The 17,416-nt window shown below is 37.6% G+C and carries 14 protein-coding genes; 8 read left to right on the forward strand and 6 right to left on the reverse strand.

Going from position 1 to position 17,416, the window contains the following annotated elements; all coding sequences use genetic code 11:
- Window positions 1–377: 377 nt before the first annotated feature.
- Window positions 378–3,953, forward strand: a complete 3,576-nt coding sequence (locus ACP6PL_RS11535; protein ID WP_426545402.1) for a response regulator — start codon at window positions 378–380, stop codon at window positions 3,951–3,953.
- A 484-nt stretch (window positions 3,954–4,437) separates the two neighbouring features.
- Here the strand turns inward: ACP6PL_RS11535 and ACP6PL_RS11540 are convergent, their stop codons facing one another.
- The 3 genes from ACP6PL_RS11540 to ACP6PL_RS11550 all read right to left on the reverse strand — a co-directional run bounded on the left by ACP6PL_RS11540 (window position 4,438) and on the right by ACP6PL_RS11550 (window position 5,772).
- Window positions 4,438–4,890 carry a ferredoxin gene (locus ACP6PL_RS11540; RefSeq protein WP_426545403.1) on the reverse strand — a complete coding sequence of 151 codons (453 nt, stop codon included), beginning with the start codon at window positions 4,888–4,890 and terminating at the stop codon, window positions 4,438–4,440.
- A gap of 236 nt (window positions 4,891–5,126) precedes the next feature.
- Window positions 5,127–5,513: a DUF1257 domain-containing protein gene (locus ACP6PL_RS11545; protein WP_426545404.1), complete on the reverse strand. Its 387-nt coding sequence runs from the start codon at window positions 5,511–5,513 to the stop codon at window positions 5,127–5,129.
- Between the two features lie 46 nt (window positions 5,514–5,559).
- Window positions 5,560–5,772 (reverse strand): DUF2997 domain-containing protein, encoded by a 213-nt coding sequence (locus tag ACP6PL_RS11550; protein ID WP_426545415.1) that lies wholly within the window; start codon window positions 5,770–5,772, stop codon window positions 5,560–5,562.
- A gap of 903 nt (window positions 5,773–6,675) precedes the next feature.
- Here ACP6PL_RS11550 and bioU point away from each other — a divergent pair.
- The 4 genes from bioU to ACP6PL_RS11570 all read left to right on the forward strand — a co-directional run bounded on the left by bioU (window position 6,676) and on the right by ACP6PL_RS11570 (window position 12,284).
- Window positions 6,676–7,680 (forward strand): (S)-8-amino-7-oxononanoate synthase BioU, encoded by a 1,005-nt coding sequence (gene bioU / locus ACP6PL_RS11555; RefSeq protein ID WP_426545405.1) that lies wholly within the window; start codon window positions 6,676–6,678, stop codon window positions 7,678–7,680.
- 710 nt (window positions 7,681–8,390) lie between these two features.
- The gene (locus ACP6PL_RS11560; RefSeq protein WP_426545406.1) at window positions 8,391–8,939 is read left to right on the forward strand and encodes a flavodoxin; all 549 of its coding nucleotides are present in this window, start codon (window positions 8,391–8,393) and stop codon (window positions 8,937–8,939) included.
- 742 nt (window positions 8,940–9,681) lie between these two features.
- The gene (locus tag ACP6PL_RS11565; protein ID WP_426545407.1) at window positions 9,682–12,084 is read left to right on the forward strand and encodes a calcium-binding protein; all 2,403 of its coding nucleotides are present in this window, start codon (window positions 9,682–9,684) and stop codon (window positions 12,082–12,084) included.
- 35 nt (window positions 12,085–12,119) lie between these two features.
- Entirely contained in the window at window positions 12,120–12,284 is a 165-nt protein-coding gene (locus tag ACP6PL_RS11570; RefSeq protein ID WP_426545408.1) for a hypothetical protein, read from the forward strand.
- A 254-nt stretch (window positions 12,285–12,538) separates the two neighbouring features.
- Here the strand turns inward: ACP6PL_RS11570 and ACP6PL_RS11575 are convergent, their stop codons facing one another.
- From ACP6PL_RS11575 to petE, 3 genes are all read right to left on the reverse strand, one after another.
- Window positions 12,539–13,468 carry a tetratricopeptide repeat protein gene (locus tag ACP6PL_RS11575; RefSeq protein WP_426545409.1) on the reverse strand — a complete coding sequence of 310 codons (930 nt, stop codon included), beginning with the start codon at window positions 13,466–13,468 and terminating at the stop codon, window positions 12,539–12,541.
- A 182-nt stretch (window positions 13,469–13,650) separates the two neighbouring features.
- Window positions 13,651–13,983: a cytochrome c6 PetJ gene (petJ, locus tag ACP6PL_RS11580; protein WP_426545410.1), complete on the reverse strand. Its 333-nt coding sequence runs from the start codon at window positions 13,981–13,983 to the stop codon at window positions 13,651–13,653.
- A gap of 490 nt (window positions 13,984–14,473) precedes the next feature.
- A complete protein-coding gene (gene petE / locus ACP6PL_RS11585; RefSeq protein WP_426545411.1) occupies window positions 14,474–14,875 on the reverse strand; it encodes a plastocyanin in 402 nt (133 codons plus the stop codon).
- Between the two features lie 141 nt (window positions 14,876–15,016).
- Here petE and ACP6PL_RS11590 point away from each other — a divergent pair, with 141 nt between their 5' ends.
- From ACP6PL_RS11590 to ACP6PL_RS11600, 3 genes are all read left to right on the forward strand, one after another.
- Window positions 15,017–15,439 carry a BlaI/MecI/CopY family transcriptional regulator gene (locus tag ACP6PL_RS11590; RefSeq protein WP_426545412.1) on the forward strand — a complete coding sequence of 141 codons (423 nt, stop codon included), beginning with the start codon at window positions 15,017–15,019 and terminating at the stop codon, window positions 15,437–15,439.
- Complete coding sequence (locus tag ACP6PL_RS11595; RefSeq protein ID WP_426545413.1) at window positions 15,439–16,284, forward strand: M56 family metallopeptidase; 846 nt, start codon at window positions 15,439–15,441, stop codon at window positions 16,282–16,284. The genes ACP6PL_RS11590 and ACP6PL_RS11595 overlap by 1 nt, the downstream gene beginning before the upstream one ends.
- A 692-nt stretch (window positions 16,285–16,976) precedes the next feature.
- Window positions 16,977–17,375, forward strand: a complete 399-nt coding sequence (locus tag ACP6PL_RS11600) for a GGDEF domain-containing protein (RefSeq protein WP_426545414.1) — start codon at window positions 16,977–16,979, stop codon at window positions 17,373–17,375.
- Window positions 17,376–17,416 lie beyond the last annotated feature (41 nt).

Consider the following 17,416-nt stretch of genomic DNA (forward strand, 5'->3'; position numbering starts at 1 on the left):
ACTCCTAAAAAATACCCTGTCTATTTGTAACAAACATTTATTAAATTGGTATAAAGCCCTACTACAAACAAAAACTTTTTTATCACTAATTATCCGGACATGATATAAACGCTTTTAGATTTGATCGGCAAGCCCTAAGTATTCAGCTATTATATCCAACTTTTTGTACCATTCTTTTTTCATTCCTGGCATAAAACGGAAATAGATTTGAGTGCCAAGTTATTACAATAGATAAACTTTCTGAATATTAGAATATAGATTTGAGTGCCAAATTATTACAATAGATAAACTTTCTGAATATTAGAATTAAGATTATGTTATTTTCTTAAAAAAAATATTTCCTCTGACTCCCAAATATCGACTACTTCTGCACAAAAATGTCTAACCCAACCCATAATCAAGACTCTTATAATAAGAGCAATACTAATACACCTGAAGTTTTATTACCTAGGATAACTATTCTGCTCCTGGATGATTCTGAGGTAGATCGTCTTACCTACATTCGTTATCTTAAATCAGATTCGCACCACACCTATAGGATCATAGAGGCTGAAACCTTAGAAGAAGGAATAGAAATGTGGGAGTTGGAGGAACCAAATATAGCTCTGGTAGATGTCAACCTACCCGATGGAGATGGATTGGAATTTTTAGAAGCAATTGCCACTAACTACCCTAAAGATCAATTACCTGTAATTATACTTACTGGTGTGGGGGATGAGCGGGTTGCAGTACGGGTAATGAAACTGGGAGCAGCAGAATATCTGGTTAAGGGAGATATTACAGCTAACTTACTATGCGCCTGTGTTAGTGAAGTGTCAGTTCGCAGCACGGTGATTACTCAGCAAGACCTGAAGTCTGCAATAATTCGGAATCCCCTCGTTGTCAGTTCAGATACAACAGTCAAAGATGCTGTTACCCTTATGAATAAGGAGCGATCGCTAGCTAGCTCTGACCAAATAACAGCAAGACAAGAGAAAGATCGTCATCAAGCAGCTAGGTCAAGTTGCGTATTAGTTGTTGAGGAAAATCAAGTCGTGGGTATTTTGACTGAGCGCGATGTAGTGCACCTCAGTGCTAAGGGGCAAACTCTAGAAGAATTGGTAATGAGTCAAATAATGACAAAATCTGTCATTACCCTGGGTGAATCAGATTTTACCAATTTGTTTTTTGTAATTAATCTACTTCAGCAGCATCGGATTCGTCACTTACCAATCGTAGACGACCAAGAAAACCTTGTTGGACTATTAACCCATGACAGTTTGCGACAAGTCTGCCAACCAACTGATTTGCTACAGGCACGTCTGGTGGGGGAGGTAATGAACTGTGAGGTAGTTTGTGCGACATCGGAGACTTCCGTGTTGATAATTGCCCAACTTATGGCAAAGCATCGTATTAGTTCCATTGTGATTGTAGAACCCGGTGGCACGACCACACAACCCCTGCAAATTCCGGTCGGGATGCTAACGGAGCGAGATATAGTAAGATTTCAGGCATTGGGCTTAAATCTAGAAAATTGCACCGCAGAGACAGTTATGAGTAAGCCAATCCTAGCAATTAAGTCAGACAAGTCACTCTGGTTTATTCAACAGATCATGCAGGAACGGAATATTCGTCGGTTAGTGGTGACAGGGGATCAAGGAGAACTTCTAGGCATAATTACTCAAACGAATGTGTTGCAAGCCATCAATCCTCCGGAAGTTCATAAGTTAATGGAAGTTTTGGAACAACGGGTAGTGCGCCTAGAGGAAGAGCGAATCAAATTGCTGGAAAATCGGACTACCGAGCTAGAGAGTCTGCTGGAAGATCGGACGGCTGTTCTTAGGACTAAAATAGAAAAAGAAAAATCATTGATGACTGTAACAGAACAGATCCGATCATCCTGGAATTTGCAGAGTATTCTTGATACAACTGTGCAAGAATTTCGTTTACTGTTGCAGTGTCATCGGGCGATTATTTACCAATTTTCTCCTGATTCTTCTGACGCAGTGGTGGCTGAGTCAATTGCTGAAGGTGAGCGATCGCTGTTGGATTTAGAACTCGATCCTGTCTGGGTTACTGCAAAATGGATGGAGCATTATCACCAGGGTAAGATGCTGGTAGTAGATGACCTAAATAAATCACAGCTAACTCTAGAAAAGCCTTCTAATATTCGTGCAGCGATGGTTGTACCTATTCTTGTAGAAGGGCAACTATGGGGTTTAATGCTCGCGAGTCATCGGCATACCTACACCTGGACAAGGGATGGGATAGATTTAGTGCAACGGTTATCTGTTCACATTGCCATTGCTATCCAACAAGCAAAAGCCTATGAAAAAATGCGAGTAGCAAAAGAAAGTGCCGAATATGCCAACCGTGCCAAGAGCGAATTTTTAGCCCTAATCAGTCACGAAATCCGTACTCCGATGAATGGTATTCTGGGGCTTACCCACTTAGTACAGCAAACCTCTCTTCAACCTAATCAGCAAGACTACCTCAATAAAATTCAAAGTTCTGCCCAATCATTGCTGCAAATCATCAATGACATCCTTGACTTTTCTAAAATCGAAGCCGGGAAAGTGGAACTGGAATCTATCCCATTTGAATTAGATGACATCCTAAATTCTATCAATAATATTCTTGGTCTCAAAGCTAAAGAAAAAGGAATAGAACTAATCTTTAAAGTTGGGGATGATGTTCCCCAGTATTTAATTGGAGACTCACTGCGCTTAACTCAGGTGTTGATAAATCTGGCGAGCAATGCTGTCAAGTTCACTGAAACTGGTTTTGTTACTATTGTAGTTGAATTGCTTAGTTGTACTGATGAAACTGTACATCTGAAATATCAGGTGCAAGATACAGGGGTGGGTATTAATCAGTCTCAAATCGAAAGACTATTTCAATCTTTTACACAAGTTGATGCTTCTATCAGTCGGAAGTACGGTGGCACAGGACTTGGACTAGCTATTTGCAAAGGTATTGTTGAGATGATGGGAGGTAGCATTGGGGTTGAGAGTGAACTGGGTAAAGGCAGTACATTTCATTTTGAACTAGAGTTTGGCTATTCCCGGGAAGATAGTGATACTTCTGATTTTCCTGTATCCACGAATCTCAAAGAAACTGAATTGTCTAGCTTGGTAAAACTTGAGGAAATTCAGGGAGCTAATATTCTACTGGTAGAAGACAATGCAATTAACAAACTAGTTGCCCAGGAATTGTTAGAAAGGGTGGGGTTAAATGTAGATTGCGCAAATAACGGAAAAGAGGCGATAGCTAAAGTGCTAGAGCGTAGTTATGACCTAATCTTGATGGATATTAGGATGCCGGAAATGGATGGCCTAGAGGCAACTCAGCTAATCCGTTGTCTGGCAGAGGAGAACAACAGCGAAACTCAATGGTTTGCCAGAGTGCCAATTATTGCCATGACAGCTAATGCTATGGATATAGATAAAAATAAAAGTTTGGAAGTTGGGATGAACGATCATCTATCCAAACCTGTTAATCCCAAAAATTTATATAATACTCTCTATAAGTGGATTGCTTGCAGTTCCTCTGTCGCTACAAGTAATCTTTTCAGTGTTGCTCCAGAAAAGGCTCCCATTTCAGAGACTACTTTTGCAACTCTACCAGGTCTAAACGTCAATTTGGGTTTAGAATTTATAAGTGGTGACTGGGATAATTATCTGGAAATTCTGAGACTTGTTCAAAGTTCTCAAGAAGACTATAAGACCGAAATTATCGCAGCTATAAATCAGGGCAATTTGACTAAGGCGTTACATCTCGTTCACTCCATGAAAGGTCTGGCAGGTACTATTGGAGCAGAGATTCTCTACAAATCTGCTGCTTCCTTAGAGAATGAGCTACGAAGTCAAACTCCAGATATAGAAGTGTTACCTACCAAAGCTATAATCTTAGCTGAAAAGTTTCAAGAAGTATTAAATAGCATTGATATTCTGCTAGATAAATTCAGTAGTTAATAGAAGAAATATCTAAAACATAAGAGATTGCTTCCTTCCACTCCATTCCAGTTGCAATGACTTTATATTTAGTATTTATGCGGACATAATATCATATCAAATCCGGTTAATTGCACATAAAATCTGGTCATAGGATATGTGTTTATAATTTTTTCAATTACTTTAATAGATATCTCGCTAAATTCCCCACTGGAGAGTGGTTAGGGGTTATATTATGTGCGACCTTGGGGGGAGCTACGCTAATGGTTAAATAGTTATTATAATTACAGTTCGTAGTAGGGCTTCAGCCCGAACTATAGATAGGGCTGAAGCCCTACTACAAACAAAAATTTTATTATAAGTGATTATCCGCAATTCGTAGCTCCCCCGGAGGGGGCACATGATATTAGTCTCCATCTCCCCATCTCCCCATCCCCCCAACCATATAATAAGTATTCAACCGGATTTGATATCGCTTGCAAACCTATAATATTAATTACAACAATCAAATCTTCTTTTTACTAGCATTCTGCTTGCGTCTATGACTAGCAATACGCGCTGGACCCTCCATAGGACCCCCAGCAATAGGAATGACCTGATACTTGCGCTCTTCTTCCAGAGTTTTCAGTTTGGTATAATCAATCCAGTGAATACAATTAACAGGACAAGTATCGATCGCTTCTTGGATTAATTCTTCAGAGTCGCCGTCTTGCTGAAAAACACGCGCTCGCCCATGGTCAGTTTCAATATAAAAAGTATTATGGGCAACATGAGCGCAATGTTTACAACCGATACAGGTAATTTCATCAACGTAAACCCCTTTTTGTCGCAACACCCCACCAAGTTCCGGTTCAAAACCGGAACGTTCGGGAGCATCCCGTAATATCCCACCAAGTTCCGGTTCAAAACCGGAACGTTCTGTCTGACCTTCTAGGGAGGATGAAGAAAAATCTAACATTTTGTAAAAGTAATATACTATCTATATATCTATCTATCAGTTTTGTAAGTTGGCCTTCGTTGATAGACCAAAAATACACTAATAATTTTGTATTGTAATAGTTGTTGGGTTTCGCTAATGCTTTTTCCTACGGAATGCTCCGCAAATATATTGCACAGCTAAACCCAACCTACAGTTAAAATCACTTTTCCATAATTTGAAAAGTTGACTGGCGATCGCTAATTGCTGACTGCTGTTTAAGCATTCCAACGTTGAACAACTAGACGGACAGATCCATCCTTATTTTTTTGCTGTTCCGTAACCTGAAATCCTTGTTTAGCAGTTTCATTAACTACAGTTTGGAAAGCATAACGCTGAGTGACCATATTAATAAAGCGATCTACAGAGGATGCTTGTTGCCAGAATTGTAGATCGGCAACCAGCTCATATTCATTACCATTCCAGGCAAACCCTAAGTCATACCCATTATTTTGTTCTATGACCACTTCAGCAGTGCTAGTTTGTCCGCGATAACCCCGGACTTCTGTTGGACCTGATTTCCAGTCAATACCTAAATCTGTTAGAGCAGACTGCAAAGACTTCAGATTACGAATTTGAGTTTTGATTTGACTAAAGTGTGACATATTAATTCTAAGAGAAATAAACTGAACTCAACAAGAAAAAAAAATTTTAGTAACTGCTAAAAGAAGAAACTTGCATACTAGCAGTATCAGACTGATGCTGCTGTTGAGCAAAGTATTCAGAAGTTGACTCTTGAGTTAAGACAATACCTAACTCAGATTCAATTGCAGCAGTTACCTCTGTACAGGATGCACCGACAATACCAGTAACTTTTTCCTGTACCCGACCATCTGGATGAATGATGAACTCTAAAGTTTCCATGTTCATAGATGAATGATGAACAGTTATCGAAATATACAAAGATACCAATTTTTTCAAAGTGATATCTGCTGAAGTTGCTTCTTGATTGTTTAAATGACTTGCTTTTAATCTAAATCAATTTTTATCAATTGATAGATAACGAATCATTTCTTAACAAAAGTTATTATAATCTGAAGCAATGCATCAGTTATTTGTTAAGTTTGGCGTATATTTTTCTAACCGTCAAGATGGTGGACTCAGGTACAAGGAAATATGGGATCAAGAAGATAGCCTAGTGAGTCATATTACAGAACTTAAAACTAAAAGCTCTTGACAAATATCACTCAGGCTGTTATGTAAAATATTTCTATCTAATATTTCTGATCCAATAAGTATTTTGGGATTTGTCGGTCAAATATCCCTTGAAAATACAAATGATTTTCTAGGTTAAGCTGATATATCGCAGTTGCCATGACTGTTAGAACTTATCGAATAGCTGTTTGCGTAGAACAACCTAGGAGAACCAATAAAATATCAGTAATTAATCTTATCTCCCAGATAACTAAAGCCTTCTTTGTTCTTCTCTCTTCCTTTAGAATAAAGGCTCAATATATTATTTTGAATAATTTTTATGTTTTCTTAGTAAAAATTAGGTTTTGAATTATTTAATTTTCGTTAATTTCTAATAATTGCAAACAGATTTTTTAGGCAATTAATTAAGTCGCTATTTAGGAATTTACGAACTATAAACTTTAAGTAAAATTCCCTGGTCTATATTCACTTTTTTAACTTTTGATACCAATTCACTTGGAAATAATTAAAACCTTTTGACTTTATTTCAAAGTCAAAAGGCATGACTTCCACGGTGATGCACCTTAGCAGATAATAAAAGTCTGTCCAGTTAAATTAAGTGCTATAAGTGCTATGCAAATAACAACTTCCAGCAATCAAATCCATGTAGGTGTTTTAGGCTTTGGTGGTTTAGGACAAGCTGCAGCTAGGGTACTTACACCCAAACAAGAAATGGCCTTAGTTGCTGCTGCTGACCAAAAAGGTTATGCCTACAACTCTCAAGGATTAAATCCTGACCAGTGTATGGCTATCTACAATAAGCAAGGGTCTTTGGGTTATTTAGAACCTGGTGGAGTTTTAAGTAATCAGAGCATTGAGGAATTAATTAAAGTAGCTGATACTGTGGATGGTTATTTTCTGGCCCTTCCTAACTTGCCTAATACTTTTATGGCAAATGTTGCCAAACAATTTATTGCTGCTGGTTGGCGGGGGGTATTGGTGGATGCCATTAAGCGTACTAGTGCAGTAGAACAATTATTGGCCCTCAAAGATGAACTACAAGCTGCGGGTATTACTTATATGACTGGTTGTGGTGCAACTCCTGGTTTATTAACCGCAGCAGCAGCTATAGCAGCTCAGAGTTATGCAGAAATTCATAGTGTCAAAATTACTTTTGGAGTAGGTATTGCTAATTGGGAAGCTTACCGCGCGACAATTCGTGAGGATATTGGCCATTTGCCGGGATATGATGTGGAAAAAGCTAAGGCCATGACTGATGCTGAGGTAGAAGCTTTGCTAGAAGAGACAAATGGTCTGTTGAAGTTGGAGAATATGGAACACGCTGACGATATTATGTTGGAGTTGGCAGGAATTTGCGATCGCGATCAGGTAACAGTAGGAGGTATTGTTGATACTCGCAACCCGAAAAAACCTTTAAGTACAAATGTGCAGGTGACTGGTCGTACTTTTGAAGGCAAAATTTCTACTCATACCTTTACATTAGGGGATGAAACTAGCATGGCAGCTAATGTTTGTGGTCCAGCATTTGGCTATTTGAAGGCAGGAGTAGATTTATATCGAAGAGGTATTTATGGTTTATTTACTGCTGCTGAAGTTATGCCAAAGTTTGTCCGATAGTTGTTTGTCTGTACACGCCTAAAATATTGCAATAGTAGGGGCGGGTTCGGCGTTAAATTCAAGTTGCTCAACCTAAAATTAGATAAACCCGCCCTATTTTAAGATATATAATGCAGCATTTTAGCTGTGTCGGTCTACTACGATACTGTTCCGCACCAATCAAACCATCACTCCAACAGGAATAGCTTTTTGCTCATCTAATTCAATTTATTGAGATTTCTTATTAATTAATTAGTATTAATGCCAAAACTGTATTTATTAATAAATTTGTAACTAATCCCCTATTAATTATAAATTTACTCAAAAGAATTTTCAACTACAATTGATACAGATTTCTATTAATTTACCCGATATATTCAAAATATAGATAGGGTTGATACAAAAAGCCATATCTATTCCAAGGTCATCTGAAGCACTTGTCTCTATTGGCCTTTGTTATTTGATTGGGCTTGGGGATACAATCGACAAATTATTGAGATTACTTCTTATTAAGTTAAAACTAGACTAAACTATAGATGAATTTTAAGTCTGGCATTATGAAGTAAGTTAATTCAAAAATTTATAGCATTTAGTAACCAAGAATTCTGCAACTAACTTGTAGAAAGCACCGAGATACCCTCAAACATCTTGGTTAAGCTAGTGTGATTTGCTTTCCCCAGTAGATTCAATCAACTTTAATTTAGACATCAAAGTAATCAGGAGTGTCGATAATGGCAAAAATTGGGATCTTTTACGGCAGCACATCCGGTGTAACAGCAGAAATCGCTGAAACAATCCACGAAAAATTAGGCGAAGAACTTTGTGATATCATAGATATGGAAGAAGATTACGACGAATTTAGTCAACTTCTTGAATACGATTATTTATTATTGGGTTGTTCAACCTGGGGTGCTGGGGAAGTGCAGAATGCCTGGCGCGAACCACTTTTTGACATGGATATCGAAAAGCCTGATTTTACTGGAAAAACTATTGCGTTGTTTGGTGCAGCAGATCAAGTTGGTCATGGAAAGCACTTTGCTGGCGCATTGCAACTTATGTGCGACCAATTCGAGAAGCTTGGTGCAACTATAGTAGGAGAGTTCCCTACTGAAGGTTACACTTTTGAGCATTCTGCCGCCGTGCGTGATGGTAAATTTGTAGGATTACCACTTGATGAAGTTAATCAAAGCGAGCTAACTGAAGAGAGAATTACACAGTGGTTGGAAACGCTACGTCCCATTTTTCTAGGCGAAGAAAGTCCTGTATTAGTAACTGCTTAGATGGCGAAAGTTTTGTAGCACCGAACAAGCAACGGTAAGAAAAAATTTTACTGTCAAAGATTTCTGTCAATCTTAAAATTGGAAATCTTGTTGCTAATTTTGGTAGCGATCGCTGTTGAGACGAAAACAGCATCATTTATTGCATCTGTAAAAAATTGTTTTGTTTGCATATCAGTTCATCTCCTTTTGGGTTGGGAAATAATATATTTCCCAACTTTTTTATTTATAGCAGTTTTCACATATCTCACATAGATAAAACACAGTGGTTAGGCGTTCGTGTCGCACTAACTACAAAGCATCTTCCTACTCCAAAAAAGTTGGGAATCAAACTACGAATACCCTATTTAATAAGGTACTGAATAAAACTGAACTTTTATAAGTTGATTTTTTCAGCCACTGAATAAAACTGAACTTTTCTGAATTAATTTACGACATTTGGTTAAAATACTGAGTCATAAATACCTATAAAAATTAATTTAATATCGATTTTTAGTTACAAAAAAATAGCTATATCTCATAACTATACTAGATCATAAGGGGATTTATTTTTTTGCCAAGATAAGTTAATTGTCCAAATTTATCTCAAAAAAGTTCAGTTTTATTCAGGTGGAAAATTCCTGAACTTTCCTGAACTTTTCCGTATTGTTTTTTCCGGAAATTCCAGCGATAATAATCTTAACAACGGAAAGAGAACAACATCTTTCCAACACCAACAAAAATTCTATTTGAAGGAGAAAGAAAAATGGCAAGATCTGACTTTCACTCCCAAACCTCTGACTATTTCTTCGGAGTAGGTCGCTATCGACTCCTAATTGAGGAGGAATCGGAACCCTATAATATGAAAGATGGCGAGACGAACTGGACAAATAATGTTACATTTGATCACACACACATAATTAATGGGAGTACCAAGGTTTATACCCGTCATGCTATCTCTCACTCTACTGTTAACGGCAACGATTTAGATAACAACATTACGGGCGCATATAAAACGCACAAACATTGGTCCCATAACGTGGGCTTAAGCTCTTATGAATTTGAAAACGTCGTTTACCGTTGGGATGGTACCTTCAACGATTCAATTAATGGAGCAGGAGGAAACGACCTTATTGAAGGCTGGAAGGGGGATGATGTTCTAAACGGTGGGAACGATAATGATGCACTTCATGGTGGAGAAGGAACTGACACTCTTAACGGAGGAAACGGCAGTGACTTATTGTACACAGGTCCTCTAACTAATGGCGAAAGCGATGTACTAACAGGTGGTGCAGGGGGCGATACCTTCTTTTTAGGAGATGCTTCCACCCCGTCAGGGCCTCATACTACAGGAAAAGGTTTTGACTGGGGACGTCTAGGTTTAAGCCTGGCTGGAGACGTTAGTGATTTATTATTCACTGTTGTTCCAGGTTTGGGCACTGCGGGCAAAATCGCCAAAGAAATCGTGCCAATGATGTTTGATGTAGCCAAAGCCACCTCACATAACGTTACAGCCACAGTTGCACAAAACGGAGGTGAAAAGGGTTCTGCAACCATTACAGACTTCAACCCTGTTGAGGATGTTATATTTATTCCTCTGCCATCGGATGGTGATATCTACATTGATAAAAATACCACTGATAACGGTTTACTCAAGGTTTTTCACGATAAAAATAACACTGATGTCATTGCAACTGTTAAACTATCTAATGACTTTAATAATATTGAAGGTAACTCAAACGGCAAACTTGAGTCAAACTTGTTCAAGAATATTGAACGCAACGCATTAATTCTTGATTCTAAGGGTGCCAAAGATTTCAAAAACAAGACAAAACTGGAAATTGAAGACTCACAACTCGAAGACCTGGGAACAAACAAATTTCTGGTTCTGGGAGCCTATTCCGGATTTGATATCAAGGGTGCCAATGGTGCTGACTATTCCTATGGAACACAATTTGGTGACATTATCTCTGGCTATGAAGAACCAGAAAAAGCATACACAGCTGGTGATGATGTGTTCTACGGATTTGGGGGCAACGATGTGTTTTTTCCGGGACAAGGTAACGACCGTATTTATGGTGGTGATGGTGTTGATGCAGTGAACTATATGGACTCTACATCAGCTATCACTATTAACTTAAGTAATGGGAATAACAATGATGATGGCTTCCGTACTAAAGACAGGTTACACAGCATTGAGAACATCATTGGTAGTGATTATGGTGACAGGATCACAGGAGATGGTCAGGCTAACGTTCTCAACGGTGGTCAAGGAACTGATACTCTCAGGGGTGGTGCAGGTGCTGATACCTTTGCTGTACAGGCTACTGAAGGTGACGTCATTAAGGATTTCAACGTGAATGAAGATAAGCTCTTGATTCCAGGGATGAATCAAGGCGATCGTCGAGACTATAAGTATAACTCTTCAAACAGCGAGCTGTCGTTATTTATTTGGGGACGACCTGTTGCTGTCTTGGAAAATATCCCGGAAGGGCAAGTCAATAATGTTGTTGACAATATTAAGGTTGACTTTGTTAACGAGATCGTGGAAACACGAGAAGCAAAAGTGAATGGGGAGAATAAAACAATAACTGAGACAAGAGTTGAGACAAAAAGTGCCACAGGAGGTTGGGCTGAACATAGTGGTATTTTTATTACTACTGGCAGCTCAACAAATGATAGTCTGACAGGAGTAGATGGACAAGGTTATATAATAGCTGGTCACGGAGGAAATGACACTATTACAGGTGGCGACAGTGGAGAATGGATGTGGGGTGGTAGTGGAAATGACAGCCTAATTGGCGGCTCGCTTTACGATCAAATGTTTGGTGGGGACGGAAATGACACCCTAATTGGCAACGATCATGTTGACCGCCTCTATGGTAATGCAGGAGATGATTATCTAAATGGTGGCAATGGAGGTGATTTCTTTATCCTCAATTCTGATATTGGAATAGATACTATCGCTGACTTTAATGCTAATGAAGGAGACAAATTTTTAATTGACAAGAATGTCTACGGTATTAGCGATCTTAATGGTATCAGCTATGATGCTAACTCTGGCGAGCTGAGTGCGAATGGTAATAACATTGCAGTTCTCAACAACCCTGTTGGCTTTGCAGTTAACGACACTAATATTTCACTGCGGGAAAATCTTATCGTAGACTAATATAATATTTCACTGGGTCAAGATATCAGCGTTTTGTGATACACTATCCCTATAATTATGCTACTGGCGAGTTAAATGCTAGTCACTTGAATGAAGCAATTGCAGTTCTCAAAAATCCTGTTGGCTCTACTGTTAACGACACTAAATATTTCACTGGTTTAGGTTTCAGATTCAAGCGATCGCAACATTTTTCAGATTGATGAGTTATATCATTACAAGCAAAACTCTCTAGGGGTGAATTACCATTCACCCCTATTGCGCTCTACCAATAGCTGATATAAAATCAGGATAATTAGTATATCCAAGTCATTGCGACTGGAACGGAGTGGAAGGAAGCAATCTCAGGGTTTTAGGAGATTGCTTCCTATCGTCGCAATGACGACTATTTTACCGGATTCTATATGACAGCTAAATGCTGTTTCGGAGTATTCCGTCAGGAAAAGCTGATAGCTAGTTAACCAATAGCAGTTTGATTAGATGATAACAGCCATTTTTGTAATCCATTAATCAATGCTTGAGTGTGATGATAAGCTGACATATTACCTCGCTCGCAAAAACACTCTGCTGCAGCTTGTAAATCTTGCATTGCTGCTTGATAAAGTCCGGACTCTTGACGCAATAACCCTCGGTTTAAATATGCTTGAGCTTCATGGGGGTTAAGTTTTAGAGTTTTACTAAAGTCTGCCATTGCTGCTTCAATGTTTCCCATCTTGCTACAAACACAACCTCTATTATAATAAGCTCTGGAGTTACCAGCATCCATATAAATAGCATAACTAAAATCTGACTTTGCTTTGTGCATATTTTTTGACATTAAATATGCCAAACCTCTTTCATTATAAATATCTGCTTGATTAAAATTAGCATCTCGCTGAGTATTTGCTAAAATTTGATTATAGTCTCCTATTGCTTCGTGATAATTCTTGAGTTCAAAATTAGCTAATCCTCGGTTGTATAATGCACGAAAATCATTATGGTTTTGGTTAAGCACTTGAGTATATTCTGCAATTGCTTGTTGGTAATTACCGATTTTGTCGTAAGCTAAACCTAGGTTGAGATTTGCTTCTATACTTTCTGGATTAATTTTTATTGCTTCGGTGCAGTCAGCGATCGCTTGCTGATATTTTCCCCATTGAAGATAAACTAAACATCTATTACTATAAGCACTGGCAAAGTTAGAATTAAATTCTATTGCTTTGCTAAAATTGTTAACTGCTTGCTCATAGTTTTGATTTTCAGTATTAGCTATACCTGCAGTGAAGTATTTTTTAGCATTTCCGATGTCTGAGTTAGCAGTTGCAGTTTTCATCGGTGGAGAGAACGACAAAAATAAGACCGTAACAACTATACCAATGCTGAATAGAAATCGATAAAAGCTATTCATTTGTCACCGTATATATTTACTTCAAATACTAATATTGGGGTGAATAAATAGAGCTTAGATTTGATATTTTCTTAGCTCTAATTTTCACCCCAACTATCAAGGAATATATTATCAAGATGAGAAAGCTTTCATTTGTAAAGTTGGAAACTTTTCTCTCCTATCTTTTCCTAATTTGATATTAATTATTTCCAGCCTTTGTCAGCTTGAGCTAGAACATAAGCTGCAACATCTTCAATGGAAGCTTCTCCAAGCCTTTTAAAATTTGGCATAGCATTCTTACCATTTGTTACCTGGTAGATAATTTTATCTGCACTATACATACCATATTTTTCTAAATCTGCTTTACTTAGAGTCTTTGTTGGGTTAATGGTATTCTTGCCTCCTAGATGGCAAGCGTTACAATTACCTGAGAATATCTGCTTTCCATGAGCTAGATCGGCAGCTAAAGCTGGAGGTTGTACCGCAACAACAACAAAAGCTATGGCCAATAGCACAATTGATAGTAATTTTTTCATTTGTTCTCCTCTCTCAACACAAATACAGAAGATTATTAAATCTGCGTTCCCTATTCTGAATTAAGTTAGGCATTACGTCAAACGACAGCCTGTCAAACATAAAAATTAAATTAACTCTTATCAAATAGTTTTTGATGCTACATTTTGCATTTGTACCAAGATTTTAAAGTTATTTATTAATGATAAAAATAATAATCCTCCCCCTAAAATACCTAAGTTTTAGAGAGAGGAATATTTAATAGTTATCAATTTAAATCTTAATTATTTAAGGGTTTTACAATTTCCCTTAAGTATGAAATATCTCCAAAAATTATATCTGCCTTTTCTTAAAATATTGTCAGGACGTCCGATGGAACGTCCCTACAGTTTTTTGCAAATAACTATTTTTGATTAGGCGAAGATAGAGATATTTTTGTCATAGTTAAATAGCAATAAACTAATATCAACCCAACTTGCTTTAGGCTTGTGATGTATTAGTTAAATTCTGCTATTATTTTACAATTAGATGGCCAACCATACCTGCACCACGGTGAGGAGTACAGAAGAACTCATAATCACCAGACTTTGCATCTGCTGGAATATTTACATCAAAGCTTTCTCCAGCTTTATATGCTAACTTGTCGTGGGAAAGTGATTTGGCTAAAGATCCGTCTGGGGAATTACCAGGATTGAACATTACATTATGAGGGGCAAGCATACCATTTTTAAATGTAACTGTATCACCAGGTTTAACAGTCACTTGTTTGGGACTAAATTGTAGCCCACCAGCACCCATTGTTACTTCATAATTCGCTGCTTGTGCTGGATTAGAAAATACTAGACTACCGATAACTAGCATTACTACGGAAGCTAGTAGTGCTATAGACTTGGAAAGTGAAGATATAAAACGCATCTTTGACTCCTGTTTTTTTAGATTATTCTGCATCCATGAGGTAATTATACAATAATAAGACAGACTGTCATACTTAAATAATTTACCAGAAGAACAGGGAATTTTTAACTAGGCCGAGCAAAAATCGAAAAATCAAAAATTATGAGTCCTCTACCAAATCACCGTCCACAACAAATGGCCCTTGGCCCTCTGGAAACAGAAATTTTGAATATTGTTTGGGATTTAGGTTGTGCTACAGTCAAACAGGTACATGAACTTATTCTGGCTGACCCTGACCGAGAGTTAGCTTATACTTCAGTCACAACAGTGCTACGTCGCCTAACTCAAAAAGGTTGGTTGGTCTGCGATGAAAGTGGTCGTGCTTTTGTCTGGCGACCTTTGATTTCTCGTCGAGAAGACAAAATATTGAGAGCGCATAAACAATTAAATCAATTTCTGGAAGTAGGAAATCCTGATGTAGTGGCAGCTTTTGCCGATAGTTTGGACTCTGCTAGTATAGAACAAATAGAGGCTATCGCCCAGAAGCTCAAAGATATACGCAAAGCTAGGGAGGAAGAAAAATAATGCACTTAATAATTATATTTTTGGCTCTAGGTTTAGCTTATGCTCTGAGATGTGTGGATTTTTTCATTTCTCCTCATTGGTTAGTTCGTTGGCAGCGCTCTTTACTATTATTTATTTCTCCGCCCCTACTTTTAATTGCAACGGCCATTGCCATGATTTGTATGGGGCCTCAAGGACAAATGCTGGGATTATCAACTGGATGGGTTAGTTATGTATTGGCCTGGGGTTTTTGCGGATGGGCGATTATTTTGGGTTTGGTTTTAGGCTATCAAGGTTGGCAGTCTGTGCAAAAGGTGAATGATTATCCTCAAATAAATATTAAAGGTAAATCTGTATTTTTACTTGATAATCCAATTTTATTTAGTGCTCAAATAGGCTTTTGGCATTCTAAGTTAGTTGTTAGTAAAGGTCTTGTAGAAAGATTAAGTTCCGATCAACTTTACGCAGTTTTAAACCACGAACAAGCTCATTATTATTATCGAGATACTTTTTGGTTTTTTTGGTTAGGTTGGTTGGGAAAAATAGTTCCTTTTTTACCAAATACTCAGGTTTTATGGCATGAACTTTTAACTCTGCGAGAAATCCGTGCCGATCAATGGGCTAAAAAACAAGTGGATGGATTATTGTTGGCGGAGACTTTGTTGTTGATGGTGAGCGATCGCTTCACTGAACCAAATAACTTTTATGCAGCATTTAGTTGTACTACTCCTCCTAACCGTTTAACAGAAAGAATTGATGCACTATTAGCAGAACCAGATTTTTCTATGCAACGAAATAACTACTGGTTTTGGAGTTGGATATTGTTGAATTTTTTACCTTTAATTACTATGTTCTTTCATCAGTAGAAGTAGGCAAGAGGCAAGAGATTTTCATTGAAAAATAATAGATTTATTGTAGTAGTGACGTGACACACCTAAAATGTTCCAATAGATAGGAGTAGGTTTCGCGTTAAATTAATTTTGATACAACATTCAATCCTACATTCCGCACGTCAAAATGTAGTATCTCATGCTGGCAGTTGAAAGCCTTGCCTAGTAATAACTATGAAGTTTCTAGGTGAAAATAGATATCACATAAACTATTGATAATCGAGGCTGTAATCCACTTTTTTCGTTAAAAATACTCTTATAGTATGCTTGTCGTGCGGAATGTGGTTTCAATCAGATGAATGCGCTCCGAATAATATAATCAGAACTGATATTATGTCCGATTGAATAGTTATTATTAGGGTTTGCTGATTAAATATAAAAAGACTCGCAGATGAAGGTATTGAGGATTTTAGGTGATGAAAAAGTACCAGTTTTTGAGTGAAAAAAAGCTGAAAAAGTGAAGATTGTGGGGTAAAGGGAGACAGAAAAATTAAGGGGCTATTTTTCGACCACCTCTTCTATAACTCCCAGTTCCTCTTAAGTTTTAACTACTCTCTACTCCCTACCCTCGCCATCAGACTTTTGAGCGCAAACCCTAATTAAAGTTTGTAGTAGGGCTTTAGCTCCAAGTTATAGATAGGGCTGAAGCCCTACTACAAACAAAAACTTTGGAAGAATTAGAAGTAGCTTTAACTAAACAAAAAGAATTATCTCAAGAGTTAGAAAAAATGGCGACAATAGATGCATTAACAAACATTTATAACCGTCGTCAAATTATGAAAATAGCTGAACAAGAGTTTGCGAAGTCTATTCGTTATCAACATCCTTTTTCCATATTGATGATGGATATTGATAAATTCAAAATCATTAATGATACTTACGGACATCAAATGGGCGATCGAGTGATTATTGAAATAGTTAAAGCAGTATTAAAAAATATCCGCAAAGTAGATATTTTGGGGCGTTTGGGAGGGGATGAATTTATGCTTATCTTACCAGAAACTAATCAGGCGCAAGCAGTAGGAGTAGCAAAAAGGATCTGCTCTGGTATAAGAGAATTGACTTAATCAAAGAATAACGATATAATACGTAAAAAAGCATACTTTTA

Origin of the sequence: Dapis purpurea BLCC-M126 (genome assembly GCF_050015975.1) — a bacterium.
Lineage (GTDB): Bacteria > Cyanobacteriota > Cyanobacteriia > Cyanobacteriales > Microcoleaceae > Trichodesmium.